The sequence below is a fragment of the Pseudomonas sp. genome (genome assembly GCF_032058845.1).
GTDB lineage: Bacteria > Pseudomonadota > Gammaproteobacteria > Pseudomonadales > Pseudomonadaceae > Aquipseudomonas.
On the sequence record NZ_DAMCCR010000022.1, the window covers coordinates 25,141 to 50,409 of the forward strand.

At 64.0% G+C, this 25,269-nt stretch carries 23 protein-coding genes; 12 read left to right on the forward strand and 11 right to left on the reverse strand.

From position 1 onward, the window contains the following. Positions 1 to 91: 91 nt before the first annotated feature. Positions 92 to 301, forward strand: a complete 210-nt coding sequence (locus RT028_RS06655) for a cold-shock protein (RefSeq protein WP_312933748.1) — start codon at positions 92 to 94, stop codon at positions 299 to 301. Between the two features lie 67 nt (positions 302 to 368). Here the strand turns inward: RT028_RS06655 and RT028_RS06660 are convergent, their stop codons facing one another. The 4 genes from RT028_RS06660 to RT028_RS06675 form a co-directional block, all read right to left on the reverse strand. Beyond that, on the reverse strand, positions 369 to 746 hold the full coding sequence (locus RT028_RS06660; RefSeq protein ID WP_312933750.1) for a hypothetical protein: 378 nt from the start codon (positions 744 to 746) through the stop codon (positions 369 to 371). 20 nt (positions 747 to 766) lie between these two features. Further along, positions 767 to 1,579 (reverse strand): putative RNA methyltransferase, encoded by an 813-nt coding sequence (locus tag RT028_RS06665; RefSeq protein ID WP_312933752.1) that lies wholly within the window; start codon positions 1,577 to 1,579, stop codon positions 767 to 769. Continuing rightward, positions 1,579 to 2,730, reverse strand: coding sequence for a succinyl-diaminopimelate desuccinylase (gene dapE / locus RT028_RS06670; protein WP_312933753.1), 1,152 nt, complete (start codon positions 2,728 to 2,730; stop codon positions 1,579 to 1,581). Before dapE ends, RT028_RS06665 begins: the two co-directional genes overlap by 1 nt. A 97-nt stretch (positions 2,731 to 2,827) precedes the next feature. Then, complete coding sequence (locus RT028_RS06675) at positions 2,828 to 5,419, reverse strand: glycosyltransferase (RefSeq protein WP_312933755.1); 2,592 nt, start codon at positions 5,417 to 5,419, stop codon at positions 2,828 to 2,830. Positions 5,420 to 5,674: 255 nt separating this feature from the next. On the opposite strand from RT028_RS06675, the gene tcdA reads away from it, so the two are divergent. After that, entirely contained in the window at positions 5,675 to 6,493 is an 819-nt protein-coding gene (tcdA, locus tag RT028_RS06680; protein ID WP_312933757.1) for a tRNA cyclic N6-threonylcarbamoyladenosine(37) synthase TcdA, read from the forward strand. A 290-nt stretch (positions 6,494 to 6,783) separates the two neighbouring features. On the opposite strand, the gene RT028_RS06685 is transcribed toward tcdA, so the two are convergent. The 4 genes from RT028_RS06685 to RT028_RS06700 form a co-directional block, all read right to left on the reverse strand. Further along, positions 6,784 to 7,194 carry a SufE family protein gene (locus tag RT028_RS06685; protein WP_312933759.1) on the reverse strand — a complete coding sequence of 137 codons (411 nt, stop codon included), beginning with the start codon at positions 7,192 to 7,194 and terminating at the stop codon, positions 6,784 to 6,786. Further along, positions 7,191 to 8,396, reverse strand: a complete 1,206-nt coding sequence (locus RT028_RS06690) for a cysteine desulfurase (protein ID WP_312933763.1) — start codon at positions 8,394 to 8,396, stop codon at positions 7,191 to 7,193. Before RT028_RS06690 ends, RT028_RS06685 begins: the two co-directional genes overlap by 4 nt. Positions 8,397 to 8,472: 76 nt before the next feature. Then, positions 8,473 to 9,507 (reverse strand): 2,3,4,5-tetrahydropyridine-2,6-dicarboxylate N-succinyltransferase, encoded by a 1,035-nt coding sequence (dapD, locus tag RT028_RS06695; protein WP_312933765.1) that lies wholly within the window; start codon positions 9,505 to 9,507, stop codon positions 8,473 to 8,475. A gap of 38 nt (positions 9,508 to 9,545) precedes the next feature. Next, positions 9,546 to 9,893 (reverse strand): ArsC family reductase, encoded by a 348-nt coding sequence (locus RT028_RS06700; RefSeq protein ID WP_312933767.1) that lies wholly within the window; start codon positions 9,891 to 9,893, stop codon positions 9,546 to 9,548. A gap of 284 nt (positions 9,894 to 10,177) precedes the next feature. On the opposite strand from RT028_RS06700, the gene RT028_RS06705 reads away from it, so the two are divergent. Further along, positions 10,178 to 11,830 (forward strand): Na+/H+ antiporter, encoded by a 1,653-nt coding sequence (locus RT028_RS06705; RefSeq protein ID WP_312933769.1) that lies wholly within the window; start codon positions 10,178 to 10,180, stop codon positions 11,828 to 11,830. 18 nt (positions 11,831 to 11,848) lie between these two features. Here RT028_RS06705 and dapC read toward each other — a convergent pair whose 3' ends face one another. From dapC to map, 3 genes are all read right to left on the reverse strand, one after another. Further along, entirely contained in the window at positions 11,849 to 13,045 is a 1,197-nt protein-coding gene (gene dapC, locus RT028_RS06710; protein WP_312933771.1) for a succinyldiaminopimelate transaminase, read from the reverse strand. A gap of 22 nt (positions 13,046 to 13,067) precedes the next feature. Then, positions 13,068 to 15,770, reverse strand: coding sequence for a [protein-PII] uridylyltransferase (locus RT028_RS06715; protein WP_312933772.1), 2,703 nt, complete (start codon positions 15,768 to 15,770; stop codon positions 13,068 to 13,070). Between the two features lie 76 nt (positions 15,771 to 15,846). Continuing rightward, a complete protein-coding gene (gene map, locus RT028_RS06720) occupies positions 15,847 to 16,629 on the reverse strand; it encodes a type I methionyl aminopeptidase (RefSeq protein WP_312933774.1) in 783 nt (260 codons plus the stop codon). A 338-nt stretch (positions 16,630 to 16,967) separates the two neighbouring features. Between map and rpsB the strand changes: the two genes are divergently transcribed. The 9 genes from rpsB to bamA form a co-directional block, all read left to right on the forward strand. Further along, a complete protein-coding gene (rpsB, locus tag RT028_RS06725; protein ID WP_312933776.1) occupies positions 16,968 to 17,705 on the forward strand; it encodes a 30S ribosomal protein S2 in 738 nt (245 codons plus the stop codon). Positions 17,706 to 17,890: 185 nt separating this feature from the next. Continuing rightward, positions 17,891 to 18,754 (forward strand): translation elongation factor Ts, encoded by an 864-nt coding sequence (gene tsf, locus RT028_RS06730; RefSeq protein ID WP_312933778.1) that lies wholly within the window; start codon positions 17,891 to 17,893, stop codon positions 18,752 to 18,754. A gap of 180 nt (positions 18,755 to 18,934) precedes the next feature. Then, complete coding sequence (pyrH, locus tag RT028_RS06735; protein WP_312933780.1) at positions 18,935 to 19,678, forward strand: UMP kinase; 744 nt, start codon at positions 18,935 to 18,937, stop codon at positions 19,676 to 19,678. Next, on the forward strand, positions 19,675 to 20,232 hold the full coding sequence (gene frr, locus RT028_RS06740) for a ribosome recycling factor (protein ID WP_312933782.1): 558 nt from the start codon (positions 19,675 to 19,677) through the stop codon (positions 20,230 to 20,232). Before pyrH ends, frr begins: the two co-directional genes overlap by 4 nt. A 14-nt stretch (positions 20,233 to 20,246) precedes the next feature. Further along, on the forward strand, positions 20,247 to 21,002 hold the full coding sequence (gene uppS, locus RT028_RS06745; protein ID WP_312933784.1) for a polyprenyl diphosphate synthase: 756 nt from the start codon (positions 20,247 to 20,249) through the stop codon (positions 21,000 to 21,002). Next, on the forward strand, positions 21,002 to 21,817 hold the full coding sequence (locus RT028_RS06750; RefSeq protein WP_312933786.1) for a phosphatidate cytidylyltransferase: 816 nt from the start codon (positions 21,002 to 21,004) through the stop codon (positions 21,815 to 21,817). Before uppS ends, RT028_RS06750 begins: the two co-directional genes overlap by 1 nt. Beyond that, positions 21,814 to 23,004: a 1-deoxy-D-xylulose-5-phosphate reductoisomerase gene (ispC, locus tag RT028_RS06755; RefSeq protein ID WP_312933788.1), complete on the forward strand. Its 1,191-nt coding sequence runs from the start codon at positions 21,814 to 21,816 to the stop codon at positions 23,002 to 23,004. The genes RT028_RS06750 and ispC overlap by 4 nt, the downstream gene beginning before the upstream one ends. A gap of 38 nt (positions 23,005 to 23,042) precedes the next feature. Continuing rightward, the gene (gene rseP / locus RT028_RS06760) at positions 23,043 to 24,395 is read left to right on the forward strand and encodes an RIP metalloprotease RseP (RefSeq protein WP_312933790.1); all 1,353 of its coding nucleotides are present in this window, start codon (positions 23,043 to 23,045) and stop codon (positions 24,393 to 24,395) included. Positions 24,396 to 24,469: 74 nt separating this feature from the next. Next, positions 24,470 to 25,269: outer membrane protein assembly factor BamA (bamA, locus tag RT028_RS06765; RefSeq protein WP_312933792.1), on the forward strand; the 800-nt coding region annotated here is incomplete at its 3' end.

Here is a 25,269-nt window from a genome sequence, read left to right on the forward strand (position 1 = left end):
CACTTGCAGGCTATTTCGTCCCGTGTGGCACTACGGGCGATTGTCGCTGTAGGCCAATACGCTCTTCACCCTAAAAAGCGGAGTAGTTCAGATGTCGTCTCGTGAGACTGGGAGTGTCAAATGGTTCAACGATGCCAAAGGCTTCGGCTTCATTCAGCGCGAAGGCAGTGCCGACGTATTCGTCCATTACCGCGCGATCCGCGGTGAAGGACACCGCTCGCTGAACGAAGGGCAACGGGTGGAATATGCGTTGGTGGAGGGCCAGAAAGGCCTTCAGGCTGAAGACGTGGTCGGCCTGTAAGGGCCTTCCTTGACGCGCCGGGCTGAAGGTCGACGGTGTCCTCAGCCCGATCCCGCGGCGCTGGCCTTCAGGCCGTACGCCAGGTGATTTCCTCTTCGCCGTCGGTGCTTACACGGATCCAGCGGTCGGCATCCTCCTCGCCATCTTCCTCGGCCCAGCTGCCCGGTGCGCAACGGACTTCGACGCCCAGCGCAGCAAAGGCAGCCCGCGCGCAGGCGATGTCATCTTCCCACGGGGTCTGGTCGCTTTCTAACAACAGGCTGTTCCATTTTCCTACAGCCTTGGGTATCCAAGTGACCGGGATGTTACCCGCCTGGCATTTCCAGGTCTGGCCGCGTTGCTGCCACGGGCTGCAGGCACCGACGGCCTGTTGCAGCCAGTCAGTGATCTTTTGATGGCCGACGTCGGCGTCCTTGAGGTAGATCTCGATATCAGGTTGGCGCATGGGATGGGCTCCGGGTGTGCTCAGGCTTGGCGCACGAAATAGTCATAGCGCATGGAAACCGTGACCTCGAATGGCGCGGTCTGTTCGATCACACCCGCACGGCGTTCGGCGCTGGCGCGCCAGCCGTGCGGGGTCATGGCCAGCAGGTCGGCGCGGGCCTTGGGCTCGGCCAGGCTCAGGCGCCACTGCAGGATTTCACTGTGGGCGTGACGCATGCCCTCAGGCACCAGCGCCAGGTGTTTGTCGTCGGCATAGGGCCGTACTTCGTCGTACAGCGCCTGGCGCAGTTCCATCAGGTGGCCTTCGGTCGGGCCGACGCGCATCAGGCCGCCGCCCGGGCTGAGCAGGCGCTTGGCTTCGTTCCAGTCCAGCGGGCTGAACACGCTGGCGATGAACTGGCAGCTGGCGTCGCTCAGTGGCACCCGCGCCATGCTGGCGACCATCCAGGTCAGGCGCGGGTCACGCCGACAGGCGCGCTTGACCGCCTCGCGGGAAATGTCCAGCGCATAGCCGTCTGCCTCCGGCAGCGCCTGGCCGATGCGGGCCGTGTAATACCCTTCGCCGCAGCCGATGTCGAGCCAGGTGGCAGGCGCGCGTTCGGCCGCCAGTTGCGCCAGGCGTTCGGCTACCGGGGCGTAATGCCCGGCATCGAGAAAGTCGCGGCGTGCCTCGACCATGGCCTGGTTGTCGCCAGGGTCGCGGCTGTTCTTGTGCTGCACCGGCAGCAGGTTCAGGTAACCCTGGCGGGCGCGGTCGAAACGGTGCCCGGCAGGGCACACCACACCGTTGTCGAGCTGGCTCAGCGAGCCTTGGCAGAGCGGGCAGGTGAGCATCAGGCGAGCAACCGCACCAGGGTCTGGTAGTAGATCTCGGTCAGCAGGTCGAGGTCGCTGGCCAGAATGCGTTCATCGACCTGGTGGATGGTGGCGTTGACCGGGCCGAGCTCGACCACCTGGGTGCCCATGGTGGCGATGAAACGCCCGTCGGAGGTGCCACCGCTGGTGGACGGCCGGGTCTCGCGACCGGTGACCTGCTGGATACTGGCGGCCACGGCATCGAGCAATTCGCCCGGTTCGGTGAGGAACGGCATGCCCGACAGCGCCCAGTCGATCGACCAGTCCAGCTGATGGCGATCGAGGATTTCTGCCACGCGCTTTTGCAGGCCTTCGACCGTCGATTCGGTCGAGAAGCGGAAGTTGAACAGCGCCGTCAGGTCGCCTGGGATGACGTTGGTGGCGCCGGTGCCGGCATTGAGGTTGGAGATCTGGAAGCTGGTCGGCGGGAAGAACGCGTTGCCTTCGTCCCAATGCTCGGCAGCCAGCTCAGCCAGGGCCGGGGCAGCCAGATGAATCGGGTTGCGCGCCAGGTGCGGATAGGCCACATGGCCTTGTTTGCCGCGCACCGTGAGCTGGGCGCCGAGTGAGCCGCGTCGGCCATTCTTGACCACGTCGCCCAGCAGGTGGGTGCTCGACGGCTCGCCGACGATGCACCAGTCCAGCCGCTCGTTACGCGCTTTCAGGCGTTCGACCACTGCCTTGGTGCCGTGGTGCGCCGGGCCTTCTTCGTCACTGGTGATGAGAAACGCCACCTTGCCGCGATGGTTGGGGTAGTCGTGCACGAAGCGCTCGCTGGCTACCACCATCGAGGCCAGGCTGCCTTTCATGTCGGCGGCGCCGCGGCCACAGAGCATGCCGTCGGCATCGATCAGCGCGTCGAACGGCTCATGCTGCCACTGCTGCACCGGGCCGGTCGGGACCACGTCGGTGTGGCCGGCGAAGCACAGCACCGGGCCGTCCTGGGCGCCATGGGTGGCCCAGAAGTTGTCGACGTCTTCGATGCGCATTGGTTCGAGGGCAAAGCCCACCGCGCCCAGGCGGTTCATCATCTGCGCCTGGCAATCGGCGTCGACCGGGGTGACCGAAGGGCGGCGGATCAGGTCGCACGCCAGTTGAAGGGTGGGTGAGCGCTCGGCTGAGGCCGTCATGAAGAACTCCGGGCAAGGCAAGGGCGAAATCGAGGGGGCGTTATCTTATAGCAATATCTAACGCCCTGCCGGCCCTTTGCGGGGCCGGCTCACGGTTTCAATTGGCGGGCGCCTCGACAGGCGCCTGTGCCGGCTTGGGCAGCGACGACAGCAGCGCCATGATCAGCGCCGCCAGGTAGGGCAGTGACTGCACGAGTAGCATCGCCACCCAGAAGCGCATGTCCGAGCTGGGCAGGCCCTGAACCAGGTAGATGCCGCCGGCCGCGCCCCACAGCAAGAGCATGATGAACACCTCTTCGCGCGCCTCCGACAGGGCCTTGAAGAAGCCGTGGCTGTCAGCGTGCTTGGGCGTGCGAATGAACGGCATGCTGCTGGTGAAGAAGCCGTACAGCACTGCCTTGGCGATGGTGTGTGACAACGCCAGGCCCGCCAGCGCAGCGGCGAGCGCGTCACGCAGGTCGACGCCCACGGTGCGCCGGTAGAGGAACACGATCTTGCCCACCTTGAAGAAGAACAGCGCCAGCGGCGGGATGGCGAAGATCATCAGCGGCGGATCGACCCGGTGCGGGACGATGATCATCGCCGCCGACCACAGCAAGGCACCCACGGTGAAGAAGATGTTCATGCCATCGGCTACCCAGGGCAGCCAGCCTGCGAGGAAGTGGTAGCGCTGACCACGGGTCAGCTCGCTGCCCTTGCCGCACAGCAAGGCGCTGGCGTGGTGCTTGATGATCTGGATGGCGCCGTAGGCCCAGCGGAAGCGCTGCTTCTTGAAGTCGATGAAGGTGTCGGGCATCAGGCCCTTGCCATAGCTGTTGTGCGCATAGGCGGCTGACAGCCCTTTCTCGAACACCCGCAGGCCAAGCTCGGCGTCTTCGCAGATGCACCAGTCGGCCCAGCCCAGCTCATCGAGCACGGCACGGCGGGTCATGGTCATGGTGCCGTGCTGGATGATCGCGTCACGGTCGTTGCGGGTCACCATGCCGATGTGGAAAAAGCCCTTGTACTCGCTGTAGCAGAGCTTCTTGAAGGCGCTTTCATGCTGGTCGCGGTAGTCCTGCGGCGACTGCACCACGGCAATCTTCGGGTCGGCAAAATGCGGCACCATGTGCTTGAGCCAGTTGCGATCGACGCAGTAGTCCGAGTCGATCACCGCAATCACTTCGGCGTCCGGCGCGGTCAGCGGCAGCAGGTAGTTCAGCGCGCCGCCCTTGAAGCCCGCCAGGGGGGCGACGTGGAAGAAGCGGAAGCGTTCACCCAGCGTCTCGCAGTGGGCCTTGAGCGGTTCCCACACCGCTGGGTCCTTGGTGTTGTTGTCGATCACCAGCACTTCGAAGTCCGGGTAGTCCAGCGCGGCGAGGGCGTCGAGGGTCTGCTTGACCATCTCGGGCGGCTCGTTGTAGCAGGGCACGTGCACCGAGACTTTCGGGCGGTAGTGCGAATCGCCCTCGACCGGCAGGAATTCCCGCCGCCGCTTGTGCGTCCACACCGCTTCGGCCAGCTCGTGGGCTTCGGTGAGCAGCACGATGAACACGCCCAGCGCGCCGAGCGCCAGCAGCACGCCCACCGACAGGCTGAACCAGGTGCTGTACTGCTGGCTGTAGTCGTACGCGATCCACACCAGCACCGAGCCGCAGAGGAAGGTGATGAAGGTCAGGAAGGTGCGCCCGCGCTGGCGCAGCGATGAGCCGTCGATCAGCAGCACCGCCAGGGCGATCATCGCCAGCACCACCGAGGCCACCGCCAGCGCCCGCCACTGCGGAATCGCCACCACCGGCCCTTCGAAGTTGAATTTCTGCTGGCGCGCGGCGTTGAACACGCCCCAGTAGGCGCCCACCGACCCTTCGTCGCTGGCCTTCCACGGTTGGTCGTAGGCCTCGATCACGAAGTAGTTGTAGCCTTGGCGATTGAGGGTGTTGACCAGCGTGCGCAGGTAGATCGCCTGGTCGGCCTGTGTGGCATCGGCGCCGCCGCGCATGCGGCCATTGCTCGGCCAGCCCACTTCCGAGAGCAGCAGGGGTTTGCGCGGGAACTGCAGCTTCAGGTCGCGCGCCCGATCGAGGACAAAGGTGGTCGAGTCCTGCATCGGGATGAACTCCCAGTACGGCAGGATGTGCGCGGCGATCAGGTCGACGTGCTTGGCCAGCTCCGGATGGGCTTTCCAGATGTGCCACTGCTCACTGGTCGTGACCGGCACCTTGACCGCTGCCCGCACGCGGTCGAGGTACTGGATCAACGCCTCGGGCGTGACTTCCTCACGGAACAGCGCCTCGTTGCCGACTACTACCCGCACCACGCTGCGCGAGGTGTTGGCCAGCTCGATGGCGGTGGCGATTTCGCGCTCGTTGCGCTCCAGGTCCGGGCTGATCCAGATGCCGACGGTGACCCGCAGGCCGAGGTCTTCAGCCAGACGCGGGATGTCGGCCTGAGTACCCTCGACGGTGTAGATACGGATGCTGTCGGTGAGCTTGCTCATCTGCTCCAGGTCCTGACGCATCTCTTCATCAGTAGGGTACTGACCGCGCTGCGGGCTTTCCCCGAGACGAAACGGCGAGTAGGAGAAACCAGAGATCTGTTCAGGCCAGGCAGGGGCCGACACCGGGCGGTTGATCAGGGCCCAGAAGCCAGTGAACAGCGCGGCGATGGCCAGGACCACCACCAGGTTGAGGCCGAGTTTGCGTGAAGACATAAGGAGGCGTCGGTTCCATGAAGCGGGGCCGCGTAACCGGCTATAGGTGCAAGGGGAGGGCTGACAAGCGCAGGGCTCGTGTGGAAAACGTAGCCGTAATCCCGCTTTGTTGTCGTCCATTTCTGAATCTTCAGAAGGCATTAAAGCAGGGTTCTGTCAGTCTTTCCTAACTCGATGGGCCCGACGGTGCATGCGGCGGGTGCCGGCCAGGCCCCGCCTGGCCTATACTGCGCGCCGTTTTTTCGGAGGTGAGCCATGAGCACAGAAGATCCACGCTTCGCCGGCGTTGCCCGCCTGTACGGCGACGAAGGCCTGCAGCGCCTGCGCCAGGCCCATGTCGGCGTGGTCGGTATCGGCGGGGTAGGGTCATGGGTGGCCGAAGCCCTGGCGCGCAGTGGGGTAGGCGAGATCAGTCTGTTCGACCTCGACGATGTCTGCGTGAGCAACACCAATCGCCAGGCCCATGCGCTGCAAGGGCAGATCGGCCGTTCGAAGGTCGAGGTCACCGCCGAACGCTTGCGCGCGATCAATCCGGCCTGCCAGGTGCATGCGGTGGCGGACTTCGTCACCCGCGACAGCATGGCCGAGCACATCACCGAACAGTTCGATTGCGTGATCGACTGTATCGACAGCGTGATGGCCAAGGCGGCGCTGATCGCCTGGTGCCGTCGGCGCAAGATTGCCGTGGTCACCACCGGTGGCGCAGGCGGGCAGATCGACCCGACGCAGATCCAGATCGCCGACCTCAACAAGACCTTCAATGACCCGCTCGCTTCGCGGGTACGCTCGACCCTGCGCCGGGACTACAACTTCTCGCGCAACGTCAGCCGCAACTACGGCGTGCCGTGCGTATTTTCCAGCGAGCAGCTGCGTTACCCCAAGGGTGACGGCAGCGTGTGCCTGCAAAAGAGTTTCGTCGGCGAGGGGGTGCGGCTGGACTGTTCTGGTGGCTTTGGCGCGGTGATGATGGTCACTGCCACCTTCGGCATGGTGGCGGCGAGCAAGGCCATCGAAAAACTGGTGGCAGGCGCGCGTCGGCCGGCGGAGCGGGTGGTGCAGGTTGCAGACGTGTAGAGGCGCCCGGTTCGGCGCATCGATCGGTGACAATGGCCGGTGTCAGCGTTTGCTTGAAGACGTTTGGCATACACCCTGTGGGAGCGACTTCAGTCGCGATGGCCGGCGCAGCCGGCCTAGTCCAGCCACCGCGCACTGCCAGGAAAACCGGGATGACAGCCTTGGGTCGGCTGCGCCGCCCATCGCGGCAGGCTCGTAGCGCCGGGTCGTTCGCCTGCAAGACCGCCTCCGTCCTGGAAAAAAACGATCGTCGGCCAACACGATGGCAGGACAATCACTACGCTGCGCTATCAACCCTCGCTCAGCAACTGCGCCATTCGCAGCAGCACCGCATGCAACCCGTTGCTGCGCGACGGCGACAGCTGGCGCTCCAGGCCCAGCTGCGTGAACCAGCCTCGCAGATCGAGCGCAGCCAATGCGCTGCCGTCCAGGCCTTGCACCCGCAGCAGCAGCAAGGCCAGCAGCCCGCGCAACAATCGCGCGTCGCTGCTGGCCTTGAACCGCCACTGCGCACCGTCGCGCTGCACCACCAACCAGACCTGGCTTTCACAGCCATGCACGCGGTTGGCCTCGGTTTTCTCGGTCTGCGCCAGGGGCTCCAGACGATCGCCCCAGTGCATCAACAGGCGCGCCCGCTGTTCCCAGCCTTGTGCCGCAGCGAAACTGTCCAACGCGGCGTGCGCCTCGGCCGGCACGCTCATCGCAGCAGCTCCAGGCCCTGGTCCAGCGCGTCGAAGAAGCGTTGCAGGTCGTCGCTGTCGTTGTACAGCGCGAGCGATACGCGGATGGCACCGTCCAGCCCCAGGCCGTTCATCAGTGGCATGGCGCAGTGGTGCCCGGCCCGCACGGCGATGCCCTGCTCGGTCAGGACATGGGCGATGTCGGCATTGTGCACGCCCTCGACCACGAAACTTGCCAGCGCCGCCTGCGGGGCACCCAGCACGCGTACGCCCTGGCGCTCATGCAACCCCGCGAGCAACTGTTCATGCAGGCGCGCCTCATGCAGAGCCACCGCATCACTGTTCAGCCCCGCCAGGTAATCCAACGTCGCGCCCAGCCCGATCACGCCTGCGATCGGCGGCGTGCCGGCCTCCAAGCCTAGCGGGGCGTGGCGGAAGCTGGCCTGCTGGTATTCGGCCAGATGCACCATTTCGCCGCCGAACTGCCAGTGACGCACGTGCGCCAGAGCCTTGGCTCGGCCATAGAGCACGCCGACGCCGTCCGGCCCGTAAAGCTTATGGCTCGACAGCACATAGAAATCGCAGCCCAGCTGCTGCAGGTCCGGCCGGCCGTGCACCACGCCCTGGGCGCCATCGACCACGGTCAGCGCGCCCTGTGCGCGGGCATGGGCCAGCAGGGGGGCCAAGGGTTGCCAGGTGCCGAGCACATTGGACAGCTGGCTGACGGCGACCAGCTGCGTACGCGGGCCGATCAACTGCAAGGCGGCATCGACATCGATCTGGCCCTGCTCGGTCATCGGCAGGATCACCAGTTTCAGGCCCCGGCGCTTGGCCAGCTGCTGCCAGGGCAACAGATTGGCGTGGTGTTCCAGGGCGCTGACGGCAATCTCGTCACCCGGCTGGAAACCATGCTCCAGCCCATAGGCCAGCAGGTTCAAGGCCGAGGTGGCGCCGTGGGTGAAGACGATCTGCTGGGCGCTGGCGGCGTTGAGCCAGGCCGCGAGCTTGTCGCGTGTGCGCTCGAACGCTTCGGTGGCCATGGCCCCCGGCAGGTGCTGGGCACGGTGCACGTTGGCCGCACCCTGGGTGTAGTACTGCTGCAGGGCGTCGAGCAGGGCCTGGGGTTTCTGGCTGGTGGCGGCGCTGTCCAGGTAGGTCTGGTGCTGGCCTTGAAGGGTGGCGATGGCCGGAAAATCGGCGCGCCAGGGGGAGGGTTGCAACATGATCGCGTGGCCTGGAAAAAGAAACGGGTCTGGCAGTGTGCCAGACCCGATCTTATCACCTCGAACCGAGCGGTTCTCAGTTGTGCGCGTGCAGCGCCTCGTTCAGCTCGATCGCCGACTTGTGGCTCTTGCATTCCACCGCGCCGCTGACCGAATTGCGACGGAACAGCAGATCGGCCTGGCCGGCCAGGTCACGGGCCTTGACCTCCTTGACCAGCTGATTCTGCTCGTCGAGCAACTGCACCTTGGTGCCGGCAGTGATGTACAGGCCGGCCTCGACGATGCTGCGATCACCCAGCGGGATGCCGATGCCGGCGTTGGCGCCGATCAGGCAGCCTTCGCCCACGGTGATGATGATGTTGCCGCCACCCGAGAGGGTGCCCATGGTCGAGCAACCGCCGCCCAGGTCCGAACCCTTGCCGACGAACACGCCAGCTGAAACGCGGCCTTCGATCATGCCAGGGCCTTCGGTGCCGGCATTAAAGTTGACGAAGCCTTCGTGCATGATCGTGGTGCCTTCGCCGATGTAGGCGCCCAGGCGCACACGGGCGGTGTCGGCGATGCGCACACCGCTCGGTACCACGTAGTCGGTCATCTTCGGGAATTTATCGACCGAGAACACCTCCAGCAGCTCGCCCTTCAGGCGCGCTTCGAGCTGGCGCTCGGCCAGCTCGCTGAGGTCGATCACGCCCTGGCTGGTCCAGGCCACGTTCGGCAGCAGCGGGAAGATGCCGGCCAACGAAACGCCGTGCGGCTTGACCAGGCGGTGCGAGAGCAGGTGCAGCTTCAGGTACGCCTCAGGGGTGGAGCTCAGCGCGCCGTCTTCGGCCAGCAGCGTGGCGACCAGCGGCTTGTGGCTTTCGGCCAGACGGGTGAGCAGGGGGCCTTGCACGGCATCCAGCGGCTTGACCGCTTCGGCCAGTTGCGCGGCCTGGCCGGTGCTGAACGTGATGGCCTGGTTGCCACCTTGGTACCCGAGGATCGGCGCGATGGCCGCGACCAGCTCGGCGCTGGGATTGACCAGCGGTTGCGCGTAGAAGACTTCCAGCCAGTTTTCCTGACGGTTCTGGGTGCCGACACCAAAGGCCAGGCTGAACAGGGTAGTGGACATGCAGTTACCTCATGCGAAAAAGCGGTGGAGGGCGGCGGTCAGGCCAGCGCGGCGGCGTAGGTATCAGGCTTGAAACCCACCAGAGTGCGATCACCCAGGTCAAGCACCGGCCGCTTGATCATCGACGGTTGCGCAAGCATCAGTTCGACGGCCTTGGCCTGATCCAGGTCGGCCTTGCTGGCCTCGTCGAGCTTGCGGAAGGTGGTCCCGGCACGGTTGAGCAGCACCTGCCAGCCGTGCTCGTCGCACCAGCGGGTCAGGTGTTCACGGTCGATGCCTTGGGTCTTGTAGTCGTGGAACTGGTAGTCGAGTGACTGTTGTTCCAGCCAGCTGCGCGCCTTTTTCATGGTGTCGCAAGCTTTGATGCCGTAAAGGGTGTACGCCATTGAATGCTCAGGGCAGTGCCGGCTGGACCAGCGCTTTCCCTCGATCTCCGGGAAAAAATAGATCGGCGATTATGCGGCAACGGGTCGGTTAGCGCCACGTGCACACGCAACCAACGGAACTCTGCGCCCGCCGCTGCCCTCCATGTCGCAGGCCCACGCTACGACCTTGGTGCAGCGTGCAACCCGCTGCGCTGCCCGTACACTGTTGGCCTGGCCAAGCCCCGTATCCAGAGCCCAGCACCCGGCCACCCCGTGCACCCGCCCAGACAAAGGAACCCCGTCCCATGCAGTCCGCCTACACCGTTCTCATCCTGCTGACGCTGGTGAGCCTGTCGAAACTGCTCGGACGCATGATCCCGCTACCGGTTCCGCTGCCTTTGCTGCAGATCGCTGCTGGCGCGCTGCTGGCCTGGCCCACGCTGGGGCTGCACGTGGCGCTTGACCCCGAGCTGTTCCTGTTCCTGTTCCTGCCGCCGTTGCTGTTCGCCGATGGCTGGCGCATGCCCAAGCGCGAGCTGTGGCGTCTGCGCGGGCCGGTGGTGGGTCTGGCGGTAGGCCTGGTGCTGTTCACCGTGGTCGGCGCTGGCTACTTCATCCATTGGCTGTTGCCGAGCATTCCACTGCCCGTGGCCTTCGCCCTGGCGGCGGTGCTGTCCCCGACCGATGCGGTGGCGGTGTCGGCGATCACCCAGGACCGCCTGCCCCGGCCCCTGATGCACATGCTGCAGGGCGAGGCGCTGATGAACGACGCCTCCGGCCTGGTCACGTTCAAGTTCGCCCTTGCCGCCGCCATCACCGGGGTCTTCTCGCTGGCCGAGGCCAGCGTTACCTTCGTGCTGGTCGCACTCGGCGGCCTGGCCGTGGGCGTGGCGTTGAGCTGGTTGGTGGGGCGGTTGCGGGCCTGGATGATCGCCCAGGGCTGGGATGACCCGGCCACCCACGTGGTGTTCATGTTGCTGCTGCCATTCGCGGCCTACGTACTGGCAGAACGCTTGGGCGCCTCCGGCATTCTCTCGGCGGTAGCGGCCGGCATGATGCAGAGCTGGCTTGACCTGCTGCCGCGCCAGACCAGCACCCGACTGCTCAACCGCAGCGTCTGGTCCCTGCTCGAGTTTGCCTTCAACGGCCTGATCTTCCTGCTGCTGGGCCTGCAGTTGCCTGACATCGTCAAGGCGGTCGCCAGCCACGAGACGTCGCTCTGGCCGACTTTGGCCTACCGCTGCCTGGACGTGCTGGCGATCTTCGTGGTGCTGGTGGTGCTGCGCTTCATCTGGGTGCAGAGCATCTGGCGGGCCATCGGCGCCTGGCGGCATTGGCGCGGCAAATCGGCCTTGGTGATGGTGCCCAGTGCACGCTCGTGCTGGCTGCTGACCCTGGGCGGCGTGCGCGGCGCGGTGACTCTGGCGGGCGTGATGTCGGTGCCGTTGCTGATCGGCGTCGGCCAGGCATTTCCTGAGCGCGACCTGCTGATCTTCATCGCCGCCGGGGTGATCCTGCTGTCGCTGGTGAGCGCCTGCATCAGCCTGCCCTTGCTCCTGCGCGGCGTCGACAAAAGCCCCGATGAGCGCCTGCATCAGGAAGTTCAGGACGCCTGGCGCCGCACTGCAGAAGCGGCCATTCATGCGCTGGAAGGGGAAGACGTGGTCGACGCCGCTGCCCCGCAGGATGCCACGCAGGCGACCCTGGCGACCGAACTCAAGGCGCGCTTGATGGCCGAGTACCGCGCGGAACTGGACCGTTACGAAGACACCGTCGAAGCCCGCGCGGTCGCCCAGCAGATGGATGCCCTGGAACGGCGTTTGCGCTTGCATGCCCTGCGTGCCCAGCGCCTGGAGCTGTACCGGCTGCTGCGCGGGCGGGAGATCGGCGACGAAGTGGTGCGCCAGGTGCTGGGTGAGCTGGACATGAGCGAGGCCAATCTCGGCCCGGTCAAGTGACCGGGCCCAGCGGGCGGTTCAGCGGCTTTGCAGGAAGCGGCGAATGCGCTCGGCCGCCTCTATGCACTCGGCCAGCGGCGCAACCAGCGCCATGCGTACCCGGCCGGCGCCCGGATTGACGCCGTCGACTTCGCGCGACAGGTACGAGCCCGGCACCACCGTCACGTGCTCGGTGGCGAACAGGTCGCGGGTGAAGTCGGCATCGCAGCCCGGCACCTTGGCCCACAGGTAGAAGCTGCCATCGGGGCGCTGCACGTCCATCACCGGCTGGAGAATCGCCAGCACGGCGTCGTACTTGGCGCGGTACTGGTCACGGTTGGCGCGCACGTGCGCTTCGTCCTGCCACGCCGCGATGCTGGCCAACTGGGTCTGCACGGGCATGGCGCAACCGTGATAGGTGCGGTACAGCAGAAACGGCTTGATGATCTCGGCATCGCCCGCCACGAACCCCGAGCGCAGCCCCGGCAGGTTGGAACGCTTGGACAGGCTGTGGAACACCACGCAACGTTTGAAATCGTCACGGCCAAGTTCGGCGCAGGCGGTGAGCAGGCCCGGCGGCGGCGCGTCTTCGTCGAAGTACAGCTCGCTGTAGCATTCGTCCGAGGCAATCACGAAATCGTACTGGTCCGCCAGCGCGATCAGCTTTTTCAGCGTCTCCAGCGGCACCAGGGCGCCGGTGGGGTTGCCCGGGGAGCAGAGGAAAAGAATCTGGCAGCGCTGCCATGTCTCGGCCGGCACTGCATCGAAGTCCGGGTTGAAGCCGTTGTCTTCCAGGCAGGGCAGATAGTGCGGGGTGGCCCCGGCCAGCAACGCTGCACCTTCGTAGATCTGGTAGAACGGGTTCGGGCTGACCACCAGACCATTGGCGCTCCGGTCCACCACCGCCTGGGTGAAGGCGAACAGCGCCTCACGGGTGCCATTGACCGGCAGGATGTGCTGGTCGGCTTTCAACCAACCCGCTGGAACACTGAAACGACGCTCGCACCACTGGCCGATGGCTTCGCGCAGGGCCGGCAGGCCGACAGTGCTGGGGTAGACCGCGAGCTTGTCGAGGTTGTCGGTCATCGCCTGGGCGACGAACGCCGGCGAGGTGTGCTTCGGCTCGCCAATCGACAGGGCAATGGCGCGCCGGTCAGCAGTCGGCGTGACGCTGCCCAGCAGGGCGCGCAGTTTCTCGAAGGGGTAGGGCTGCAGCTGGGTCAAGGCAGGATTCATCGGCGCAAGGTCTCGGCAATCGTTAGATGTTCAGGCGTGTCGGGCTGGCATCGGCGGCCTGGCCGACCTGCAACTGTTCGATGATGGCTTCCTGCAAGCGCAGGCACAGTTGTGGGTCGGACAGCGGCTGGTTGTTGGCGTCGGTGACGAAGAACACGTCCTCGACGCGCTCGCCCAGGGTGGCAATCTTGGCGTTCTGCAGCGACAGGTCGAATTTCAGGAAAATCCGTCCCAACCGGGCCAGCAGGCCTGGGCGGTCAGGGGCCGTGATCTCGAGAATCGTCACCGGGCGCTGGGCATCATTGTGGATGGTCACCTGCGGAGCGAAGGTGAAGTGCTTGAGCTGGCGCGGCACCCGCCGCTGAATGATGGTCGGGTAGTCTTCGGGGTGGCGCAGCGCGTCGGTCAGGCCATCACGAATCTGTCGCACGCGCTGGGGATTGTCGCCAATCGAGCCGCCGTCGTTGTCCAGGACGATGTAGGTGTCGAGGGTGAACTGGCTGCTCGAGGTGATGATCCGCGCGTCATGGATGTTCAGGTTGAGCTGGGCCATGGCCGCCACGGTCACGGCGAAAAAGTCATGCTGGTCGGGGGCATAGATGAAGATCTGCGTGCCACCCTCGAATTCGCGCTGCGTGGTTTCCTTGATCAGCACCAGCGGGCCGCCGTCGGCCGGTTGCTGCAGAATGGCGTCGGTGTGCCAGGCAACGTCGGAGGCGGTGTGGCGCAGGAAATAGTCATCGCCCAGCTGCGACCACAACTGCTCGACGTCGTCGGAATCGGCGCCGTTACGGATCAGCGTGTCCAGAGCCGAAATCTGCGTCTGGCGAATCAGCTCTTCGCGGTCCAGCGGGTTTTCCAGGCCGCGACGCAACGCCCGCTTGGTTTCGCTGTAGAGCTGACGCAGCAAGCTTGCCCGCCAGGAGTTCCACAAGCTGGGGTTGGTCGCATTGATGTCGGCCACGGTCAGCACGTAGAGGTATTCCAGGCGGGTTTCGTCACCCACCAGCAGGGCGAAATCGTGGATCACCTGCGGGTCGGAGAGGTCCTTGCGCTGCGCGGTGGTGGACATCATCAGGTGGTTCTGCACCAGCCAGACGATCAGCCGGGTATCCCAGGTCGGCAAATGGTGGCGCTCGCCGAAGGCCTGCGCGTCGATCGCGCCCAGGTCGGAATGGTCGCCTTGGCGGCCCTTGCCAATGTCGTGGTAGAGCCCGGCCAGGTAGATCAGCTCAGGCTTGGGCAAGCGGCCCATGAGCTTGCTGGCCAGCGGGAATTTCTCCGAAATGGGTGTGTAGCGCAGCTTGCGCAGGTGCTTGATGAGGTTGAGCGTGTGCGCATCGACGGTATAGATGTGGAACAGGTCGTGCTGCATCTGCCCCACGATGAAACCGAACTCGGGCAGGTAGCGGCCGAGAATCCCATAGCGGTTCATGCGCCGCAGGTTGCGGTGGATGCCGACTTCGCACTTGAACAGCTCGATGAACAGGCTGGTATTGCGTAGATCGCTGCGGAAACTGTCGTCGATCAGGTGGCGGTGCTCGCGCAGCAGGCGCACGGTGTCGGCGCGCACACCCTTGATCTCGGGGTGCTGGGCCATGAGCACGAAGATTTCCAGCATGGCGAACGGCGTGCGCTTGAAGATATCGGCATGCACCGCCTCGATGTAGCCATCGTGCAGACGGAAGCGCGAATTGAGCGGTTGCGTGGTGCCGCTGTCATCGTCGGCGAGAATCACTTCCTCGAAGTGCTGGATGATCAGGTCGCAGAGCTGGCTGATGCTCATCACCACCCGGTAGTACTGCTGCATGAACTGCTCGATGGCGCGCTTGGGGTTCTCGTCGGTGTAGCCAAGCAGGGCCGCGACGCTGCGCTGATGGTCGAACAGCAAACGGTCTTCGGCACGCCCGGCGAGCATGTGCAGGGCGTAGCGCACCTTCCACAAGAAGGCCTGGGACGAGGCCAGTACGGCATTCTCGGTTTCCAGCAAAAAACCTTCGCCTGCCAGGGCATGCAGGTTGAGCGTGCCGTACTGGCGGCGGGCGACCCACAGCACGGTCTGGATGTCGCGCAGCCCGCCCGGCGAGCCCTTCACGTTGGGCTCGAGGTTGTATTCGGTGTCGTTGTACTTGTGATGACGTGCCTGCAGCTCACCGCGCTTGGCCAGGAAAAACGCCTTGCTCGGCCACAGGTGCTCGGTGCTGGTGGCTTCGAGCATGCGCCGGCGCAGTGCCTCGGGGCCGGCAATGGTGCGGCTTTCCATGAGGTTGGTGATGATCGTCAGGTCGGCGCGGGCCTGTTCGGCACACTCCTCGACGCTGCGCACGCTTTGCCCGACTTCCAGGCCGATGTCCCAGAGCAGGGTGAGCAGGCGCTCGATCGAATCACGGTACTGCTCGTGCACGGCGCCGCCGAGCAGGATCAGCAGGTCGATGTCCGAGTGCGGGTGCAGTTCGCCACGCCCATAACCGCCAACGGCGACCAGGGCGATGGTGGCATCGTCGCCCCAGTCGAACTGGTTCCAGGCCTGCTGCAGGATGTTGTCGACCAGCCAGGCGCGATCCTCGATCAGCCGGCGGATGTCGCGGCCTTCACGAAAGCGCCTGTCGAGCACCTCGCTGGCCTGGCGGATGGCCTTCTTGAAGGCGGCGATGGGGCTCGCCTTGAGCGCCAGTTCCGCCTGGAACTGGCCGCGGTCGAACAGCTCTGGGTCCACCTGGGGCATCGAGTCGCTTTCCTGTGCTGTTGAGGGCCTGGCTGCACATCGGGCAGTACGCCTGGTTCTGTGTCCCGGGCGGTACTCAGGCGGAGGTGCGGGCGATGGTGTCGTCCTTGCGCAAGGTGAAGATCTCGTAGCCGGTCGCGGTCACCACCAGGGTGTGTTCCCACTGCGCCGAGAGCTTGCGATCCTTGGTGATCGCCGTCCAGCCGTCGCCCAGCACCTTGGTGTCGGCCTTGCCCTGATTGATCATCGGCTCGATGGTGAAGGTCATGCCTTCCTTGAGCTCCATGCCGGTGCCGGCCTTGCCGTAGTGCACGATCTGCGGCTCTTCGTGGAACACCTTGCCGATGCCATGGCCGCAGAAGTCGCGGACCACCGAGAAGCCGTTTTTCTCGGCATGTTTCTGGATCACTTCGCCGATGTCGCCCAGGCGGCAGCCGGGTTTGACCAGTTCGATGGCCTTGTACAGGCATTCCTGGGTAATCGCCGACAGGCGCTCGGCCCAGGGGGCCACGGTACCGACATGGAACATGCGGCTGGTGTCGCCGTGGTAGCCGTTCTTGATCACGGTGACGTCGATGTTCAGCGTGTCACCGTTTTTCAGCGGTTTGTCGTTGGGGATGCCGTGGCACACCACGTGGTTGATCGAGGTGCAGATCGACTTGGGAAAACCCTTGTAATCGAGCGGTGCCGGGATGGCCTGCTGGACGTTGACGATATAGTCGTGGCAGAGCCGGTCGAGCTCTTCGGTGGTGACACCGGGCTTGACGTGCGGCTCGATCATTTCCAGGACGTCGGCGGCCAGGCGGCCGGCGATGCGCATCATCTCGATGTCTTCTGCGGTCTTGATGGTTACGGTCATTACAGGCTCTCTACGGCGCAGGCTGGGCGCGGGAAACGGAAAACGCGAAATTCTACCAGAGCCTCGGCGCAGTAGCCGGGCAATCGGTGAATCGACGGTTCGGTAGGCACCATTCTGGGCGCAATGCCGAGGCTGTGCAAAAAAGCCTGACGGGCGCGTCAGGTCGCAGTTCCGTTTCCGACGGCGCTGTGGTATAACATGCGCCGCTTTCGGGGACCCCCGGAAGCACTAACCCACACACGTGTCGACACGATGGCCTGGGTGCCCCGAATCCACTGGATTCGCGGGTTGGTCATTGGGATGCGTGGAGGCCCAACCCGACTTACCAAGGAACTATCATGTCCCAAGTCAACATGCGCGATATGCTGAAGGCCGGTGTGCACTTCGGCCACCAGACCCGTTACTGGAACCCGAAAATGGGCAAGTACATTTTCGGTGCGCGCAACAAGATCCACATCATCAACCTGGAAAAAACCCTGCCGATGTTCAACGACGCCCTGGCGTTCGTCGAGCGCCTGTCCCAGGGCAAGAACAAGATCATGTTCGTCGGCACCAAGCGTTCCGCCGGCAAGCTGGTCGCCGAGCAAGCAGCTCGTTGCGGTTCGCCATACGTTGATCACCGCTGGTTGGGCGGCATGCTGACCAACTACAAGACCATCCGCGCCTCGATCAAGCGCCTGCGCGACCTGGAAACTCAGGCCGAAGACGGCACTTTCACCAAGCTGACCAAGAAAGAAGCGCTGATGCGTTCGCGCGATCTTGAAAAGCTGGATCGCAGCCTGGGTGGTATCAAGGACATGGGCGGTCTGCCTGACGCACTGTTCGTCATCGACGTCGATCACGAGCGCATCGCGATCACCGAAGCCAACAAACTGGGTATCCCGGTTATCGGCATCGTCGATACCAACAGCAGCCCGGAAGGTGTTGACTACATCATCCCAGGTAACGATGACGCCATCCGCGCCATCGAGCTGTACATGACTTCGATGGCTGACGCTGTCATCCGCGGCCGCAACCACGTTGCTGGCGGCACCGAAGTCTTTGTAGAAGAATCGGCTGCACCTGCTGCTGAGTAAGTGACGCCTGGCGTCTGACTTGGCACGCAAAAAGGGGGCTCTGCCCCCTTTTTGCCACCTTGAAATCCTGCTGTCAGCAACAGGCTCCCATCATGGGAATGCTGAGCCCGACAGCGGATCAGCAGAATTGAACGCCCGTGACGAACGGGTGGAATGGTTGAAAAACTTTCCAAGAGGATTTTGAAATGGCAGCAATTACTGCAGCGTTGGTCAAAGAACTGCGCGAGCGTACCGGCGAAGGCATGATGGATTGCAAGAAGGCCCTGGAAAAGGCTGACGGCGACATCGAAAAAGCGATTGATGACATGCGTGCTTCCGGCGCCATCAAGGCCGCCAAGAAAGCTGGCAACGTCGCTGCCGAAGGCGCTGTCGCCGTCAAGACCGACGGCAAGGTCGCGGTCCTGCTGGAAGTCAACTCGCAGACCGACTTCCTCGCGCTGCAAGACGACTTCAAGAACTTCGTCGCTGAAAGCCTCGAAGAAGCCTTCGCTCAGAAGCTGACCGACGCCGCGCCGCTGATCGCTTCGCGCGAAGCCGCTCGTGAAGCGCTGGTTGCCAAGGTTGGCGAAAACGTCAATATCCGTCGCCTGGTGCGCGTTGAAGGCGACGTTGTTGGCGCCTACCTGCACGGCAACAAGATCGGCGTTGCCGTCGTTCTGAAAGGCGGTGATGCGGAGCTGGCGAAAAACATCGCCATGCACGTTGCGGCATCGAATCCCGAGTTCCTTGATTCGTCGGAAATCTCCGCCGAATCCATCGAGCGCGAGAAAGCGGTGTTCCTGCAGCTGAATGCTGACAAGATCGCCGGCAAGCCGGAAAACATCGTCGAGAACATGATCAACGGCCGTATCACCAAGTTCAAGGCCGAAGCCACGCTGAAAGAGCAAGCTTTCGTCATGAACCCGGAAATCAAGGTCGGCGAGCTGGCCAAGAAAGCCGGTGCTGAAATCGTTTCCTTCACCTACTTCAAGGTCGGCGAAGGCATCGAGAAGCCAGTCGACAACTTCGCTGAAGAAGTTGCCGCACAGCTGGCTGCTGCCAAGCAGTAAGACAGACCCGTCTGTCGCCCCAAAGAGGCTGCCCGCTCACGCGCGCAGCCTCTTTGTCAAAGCGGCGAGGCGTTTACACGACGCTGCCGCCGCTGGCGCCAAAACGGTGCCACGCTACAGTTAGCAGGCTGCAAACAGCCCGCACGAATTTTCTACAGTACGCCGCAGGAGAGACTCGCAATGGCTCAGCAGGTGAGTGGTCGCCAACCTCGCTATAAACGCATTTTGCTCAAACTTAGCGGCGAGGCCCTGATGGGCTCCGAAGACTTCGGCATTGACCCGAAGGTGCTTGATCGCATGGCGCTGGAAGTCGGCCAGCTGGTCGGTATCGGTGTTCAGGTCGGCCTGGTGATCGGCGGTGGCAACCTGTTCCGCGGGGCGGCCCTGAGCGCCGCTGGCATGGATCGGGTCACCGGTGACCACATGGGCATGCTCGCCACGGTCATGAATGCCCTGGCCATGCGCGACGCCCTGGAGCGCTCGAACATCACCGCGCTGGTCATGTCGGCCATTTCCATGACGGGCGTCACTGACCACTACGATCGCCGAAAAGCAATTCGCCACCTGCAATCCGGGGATGTGGTAATTTTCTCCGCCGGCACCGGCAACCCGTTCTTCACCACCGACTCCGCAGCCTGCCTGCGTGGCATCGAAGTCGATGCAGATGTGGTGCTGAAGGCGACCAAGGTCGACGGTGTGTACACCGCTGACCCGTTCAAGGATCCGCATGCCGAGAAGTTCGATTACCTCACTTACGACGAAGTGCTGGATCGCAAGCTCGGGGTGATGGACCTGACCGCAATCTGTCTGTGCCGCGACCACAAGATGCCATTGCGCGTATTCAACATGAACAAGCCTGGCTCCCTGCTCAACATCGTAGTAGGTGGCGCTGAAGGCACCTTGATCGAGGAAGGCCAAGCATGATCAACGAAATCAAGAAAGATACCCAAGAGCGCATGACCAAGTCACTGGAGTCGCTCCAGCATGCGTTCAGCCGCATCCGCACCGGCCAGGCGCACCCCAGCGTGCTGGAAGGCGTCATGGTGCCGTACTACGGTGCCGATACGCCGATCAAGCAAGTCGCCAACATCACCGTGAAGGACTCGCGCACCCTGCAGGTCGTGGCCTTCGAGCGCAACATGCTCGGCGCGGTAGACAAGGCCATCGGGAGTGCCGGTCTGAACCTGAATCCGACCAACCTCGGCGAGCTGCTGCTGATCACCATGCCCGCCCTGACCGAGGAAACCCGCAAGGGCTTCACCAAGCAGGCGCGGGACGCTGCGGAAGACGGCCGAGTGGCGGTGCGCAACATCCGTCGTGATGCCATGAGCCAGCTCAAAGACCTGGTCAAGGACAAGGAAATCAGCGAAGACGAAGAGCGTCGTGCTGCTGACGACATCCAGAAGCTGACCGACAAGTTCGTTGCCGAGATCGAAGTTGCTGTGAAGGCCAAGGAAAAGGACCTGATGGCTGTTTAAGGCCGAGGCTCTTCATGGAAAAGACCAAACTGGCGGCACCGGGAACGGTGCCGCGTCACGTCGCGATCATCATGGACGGCAATAATCGCTGGGCCAAGAAGCGCCTGCTGCCTGGCGTTGCCGGGCACAAGGCGGGCGTCGATGCGGTGCGTGCGGTGATCGAAGTCTGCGCCAAGGCCGGGGTCGAGGTACTGACCCTGTTCGCCTTTTCCAGTGAGAACTGGCAGCGCCCGGCCGATGAGGTTGGCGCCTTGATGGAGCTGTTCTTCTCGGCGTTGCGTCGCGAAGCCCGACGCCTGAACGAGAACAAGATCAGCCTGCGCATCATCGGTGATCGCTCGCGCTTTCATCCCGAGCTGCAGGCCGCCATGCGCGAGGCCGAAGCGCTGACCGCAGGCAATACCCAGTTCATCCTGCAGGTCGCTGCCAACTATGGCGGCCAGTGGGACATTGCCCAGGCAGCCCAGCGCCTGGCTCGGGACGTCCAGGCAGGGCATCTGCGCCCCGAAGACATCACTCCCGGGTTGCTGCAAACCTGTCTGTCTACCGGCGACCAGCCCTTGCCCGATCTGTGCATTCGCACCGGCGGCGAGCACCGCATCAGCAATTTCCTGCTGTGGCAGCTGGCGTACGCCGAGTTGTACTTCTCCGACCTCTTCTGGCCGGACTTCAAACACGAGGCCATGCGCACTGCGCTGGCCGATTTCGCCTCGCGCCAGCGCCGCTTCGGGAAAACCAGCGAGCAGGTAGAGGCTGGAGCCCGTGCTTAATGCTTAAACAACGCATCATGACTGCATTGATAATGCTGCCCGTCGCCCTGTGCGGCTTTTTCCTGCTCGAGGGTGCGGCCTTCGCATTGTTCATCGGCCTGGTGGTGACGGTGGGCGCCTGGGAGTGGGCGCGTCTGGCCGGTCTGGTGGCTCAGCCACTGCGCCTGGCCTATGCAGCGGTCGTGGCGGGGGCGTTGATGATGCTCTACCTCATGCAGGACCTTGCGCCCTGGGTGTTGGGCGCTTCGGTGATCTGGTGGGCGCTGGCCACCTGGCTGGTGCTGACCTACCCGCGCAGCAGCGAACTGTGGGCCAGTGCGGCCTGCCGCTTGCTGATCGGCCTGCTGGTGCTCCTGCCTGCCTGGCAGGGACTGCTGCTACTCAAGCATTGGCCAATGGGCAATGGTTTGATTCTGGTGGTGATGGTCCTGGTGTGGGCGGCCGACATCGGTGCGTACTTCTCGGGCCGGGCATTCGGCAAGCGCAAGCTGGCCCCGCAGGTCAGCCCTGGCAAGAGCTGGGAAGGCGTCTATGGCGGCCTGGCAGTCAGCCTGCTGATCACCCTGGCAGTGGCGCTGTACCGCGACTGGAGCATTGCCAGCCTGCTGCTCGGCCTGCTGGGTGCGGCGGTCGTGGTGATGGCCTCGGTCATCGGCGATCTCACCGAAAGCATGTTCAAGCGCCGCGAAGGGATCAAGGACAGCAGCAATCTGCTGCCTGGGCATGGTGGCGTGCTCGATCGCATCGACAGCCTCACGGCGGCGATCCCGGTGTTTGCCGTCCTGCTCTGGATGGCTGAATGGGGTGTGATGTGAGTCGCCCACAGCAGATCACCGTCCTGGGCGCGACCGGCTCGATCGGCCTCAGCACCCTGGATGTGATCGCGCGTCACCCCGAGCAGTACCAGGTGTTCGGGCTCAGCGGTCATTCACGCCTCGAAGAGCTGCTGGCGCTGTGCCTGCGTCATCGTCCGGCCTATGCCGCCGTGCCCGGCGCGCAAGCGGCGGCCCAGCTGCGCGCCGGCCTGCAGGCGGCGGGTTGCGCGACAGAAGTGCTCGAAGGCGAAGCGGGCCTTGCGCAGATTGCCAGTGCGCCCGAGGTGGACGCGGTGATGGCGGCGATCGTTGGCGCGGCGGGTCTCAAGCCGACCCTGGCGGCCGTCGAGGCGGGCAAGAAGGTCTTGCTGGCCAACAAGGAAGCGCTGGTGATGTCCGGCGCCTTGTTCATGGATGCGGTACGCCGCAGTGGTGCGGTGCTGCTGCCGATCGACAGCGAGCACAATGCGATTTTCCAATGCCTGCCGGGTGATTATGCCCGTGGCCTTGGCGCAGTCGGTGTGCGGCGTATTCTGTTGACCGCCTCGGGTGGGCCGTTTCGCGAAACGCCGATCGAGCAACTGGTCGAGGTGACCCCGGCGCAGGCGTGTGCTCATCCCAACTGGTCGATGGGGCGCAAGATTTCCGTCGACTCGGCGAGCATGATGAACAAAGGCCTCGAGCTGATCGAGGCGTGCTGGCTGTTCGACGCGCCGGCGGCCAGGGTCGAGGTCGTGGTACACCCACAGAGCGTGATTCATTCGCTGGTGGATTACATCGACGGCTCGGTGCTGGCCCAGCTGGGCAACCCCGACATGCGCACGCCGATTGCCCATGCACTGGCGTGGCCGCAGCGGATCGACTCCGGGGTCGCGCCGTTGGACCTGTTTGCCATTGCGCGCCTGGACTTCCAGGCCCCTGACGAGCAACGCTTCCCGTGTCTGCGGATTGCACGCGCGGCGGCCGAAGCGGGGCGCAGCGCCCCGGCGGTACTCAATGCCGCCAATGAAGTGGCTGTCGATGCGTTCCTGGCGGGCCGTATTCGCTTCCCCGATATCGCGCGTATGATCGAGCAGGTCCTGGATCAGGAACCCGTGGTGGCGCTCCCATCGCTCGACGCGGTGTTCGCGGTCGATCAGCGTGCTCGGGCGCTTGCCCGGCAGTGGCTGGCTCGCCATGCGCACTGATCCGATCGCTCTGCCCTGAGCCCCTCACGGAGACGGCTATGTCTGCGCTTTACATGATTGTCGGCACGTTGGTGGCGTTGGGTGTGCTGGTCACCTTCCATGAGTTCGGCCACTTCTGGGTGGCCCGCCGCTGCGGGGTGAAGGTCCTGCGGTTTTCGGTAGGCTTCGGCACGCCGCTGCTGCGCTGGCATGATCGCCAAGGCACGGAGTTCGTGGTGGCGGCGATTCCGCTGGGCGGCTACGTGAAGATGCTCGATGAGCGCGAAGGTGATGTGCCTGCGAGCATGGCCGATCAATCCTTCAACCGTAAACCGGTGCTCAAGCGCATCGCCATCGTGGCGGCGGGCCCGATTGCCAACTTCCTGCTGGCGATCCTGTTCTTCTGGTGCGTGGCCATGCTTGGCAGCCAGCAGATCAGGCCGGTCATCGGGACTGTCGAGCCCGACAGCCTCGCAGCTCATGCAGGGCTGAACGTCGGCGAAGAAATCGTTTCGATCGACGGCAAACCGACCAACGGTTGGTCGGCGGTCAATCTGCAGCTGGTCAGGCGTCTGGGTGAAAGCGGCACGCTGCGCGTGGGTGTCCGTGAGGAGGGCGCAAGCGTCGAGAAAACCCGCGAGATCAAGCTGGAGCAATGGCTCAAAGGTGCCGATGAGCCAGACCCTATCCAGTCGCTTGGCCTGCGGCCGTGGCGCCCGGCCCTCGTGCCGGTGCTGGCCGAGCTTGATCCCAAGGGGCCGGCGGCGGCCGCAGGCTTGCAGACCGGTGATCGGCTGGTCGCGCTCGACGGCGTCTCCCTCAGCGACTGGCAGCAGGTCGTGGAGGCCGTACGCAGCCGGGCCGACACCCGCGTGCAACTGCGCATCGAGCGTGACGGCGCGCTCATCGAACTGCCGGTGACCCTGGCGCACAAGGGCGAGGGCGCGGGTGCTGGCGGCTATCTGGGCGCCGGCGTGAAGGGCGGCGAATGGCCGGCCAGCATGCTGCGCGAGGTGCGCTATGGTCCACTCGAGGGGTTGTCCGAAGGCCTTGCCCGCACCTGGAACATGAGCGTGCTGACCCTCGAATCGTTGAAGAAAATGTTGTTCGGGGAGCTCTCGGTAAAAAACTTGAGCGGACCGATAACCATTGCTAAAGTGGCGGGCGCTTCGGCCCAGTCCGGTTTGGGAGACTTCCTTAACTTCCTCGCCTACCTGAGCATAAGCCTAGGGGTTCTGAACCTGCTGCCCATCCCGGTACTGGATGGGGGGCATTTGCTGTTCTACCTGATCGAATGGGTGCGCGGTCGCCCACTGCCGGATCGGGTGCAAGGTTGGGGGGTCCAGATCGGTATCAGTTTGGTCATTGGCGTCATGCTGCTCGCATTGATCAACGATCTGGGTCGACTGTAACGCACAAGCTCAATTGCAAACCTGCTGCCTCGTTGTGGCGGGTTGTTTATTGCCAGTTGGAATAAAAGGACTTCATGAAACGTCTGCTGCTAACCACGGTGCTCACTGCACTGATGATCACTGAAGTTCACGCCGAGTCCTTCACCATCTCCGATATCCGTGTCAACGGCCTGCAGCGGGTTTCCGCCGGCAGCGTGTTTGGCGCGTTGCCACTCAATGTCGGGGATCAGGCCGATGACCGGCGTCTGGTCGATTCCACGCGCTCGTTGTTCAAGACTGGCTTCTTCCAGGACATCGAGCTCAATCGCGACGGCAATGTCCTGATCATCAACGTGGTCGAGCGCCCGTCGGTGTCCAGCATCGAGATCGAAGGCAACAAGGCCATCAGCACCGAAGACCTGATGAAGGGCCTCAAGCAATCGGGCCTGGCCGAAGGCGAGATCTTCCAGCGCGCCACGCTGGAAGGTGTGCGTAACGAGCTGCAGCGCCAGTACGTTGCCCAGGGTCGCTATTCGGCCGTGGTCGATGCCGAGGTGGTGCCCGAGCCACGCAACCGCGTTGGCCTGAAGATCAAGATCAACGAAGGCACCGTTGCCGCGATTCAGCACATCAACGTGGTCGGCAACACCGTCTTCGACGACGACGAGCTGAACGGCCTGTTCGAGCTGAAAACCACCAACTGGCTGTCGTTCTTCAAGAACGACGACAAGTACGCCCGCGAAAAACTGTCCGGTGACCTCGAGCGTCTGCGCTCGTACTACCTCGACCGCGGCTACATCAACATGGACATCGCCTCCACCCAGGTGTCCATCACGCCAGACAAGAAACACGTCTACATCACCGTCAACATCAACGAAGGCGAGAAGTACACCGT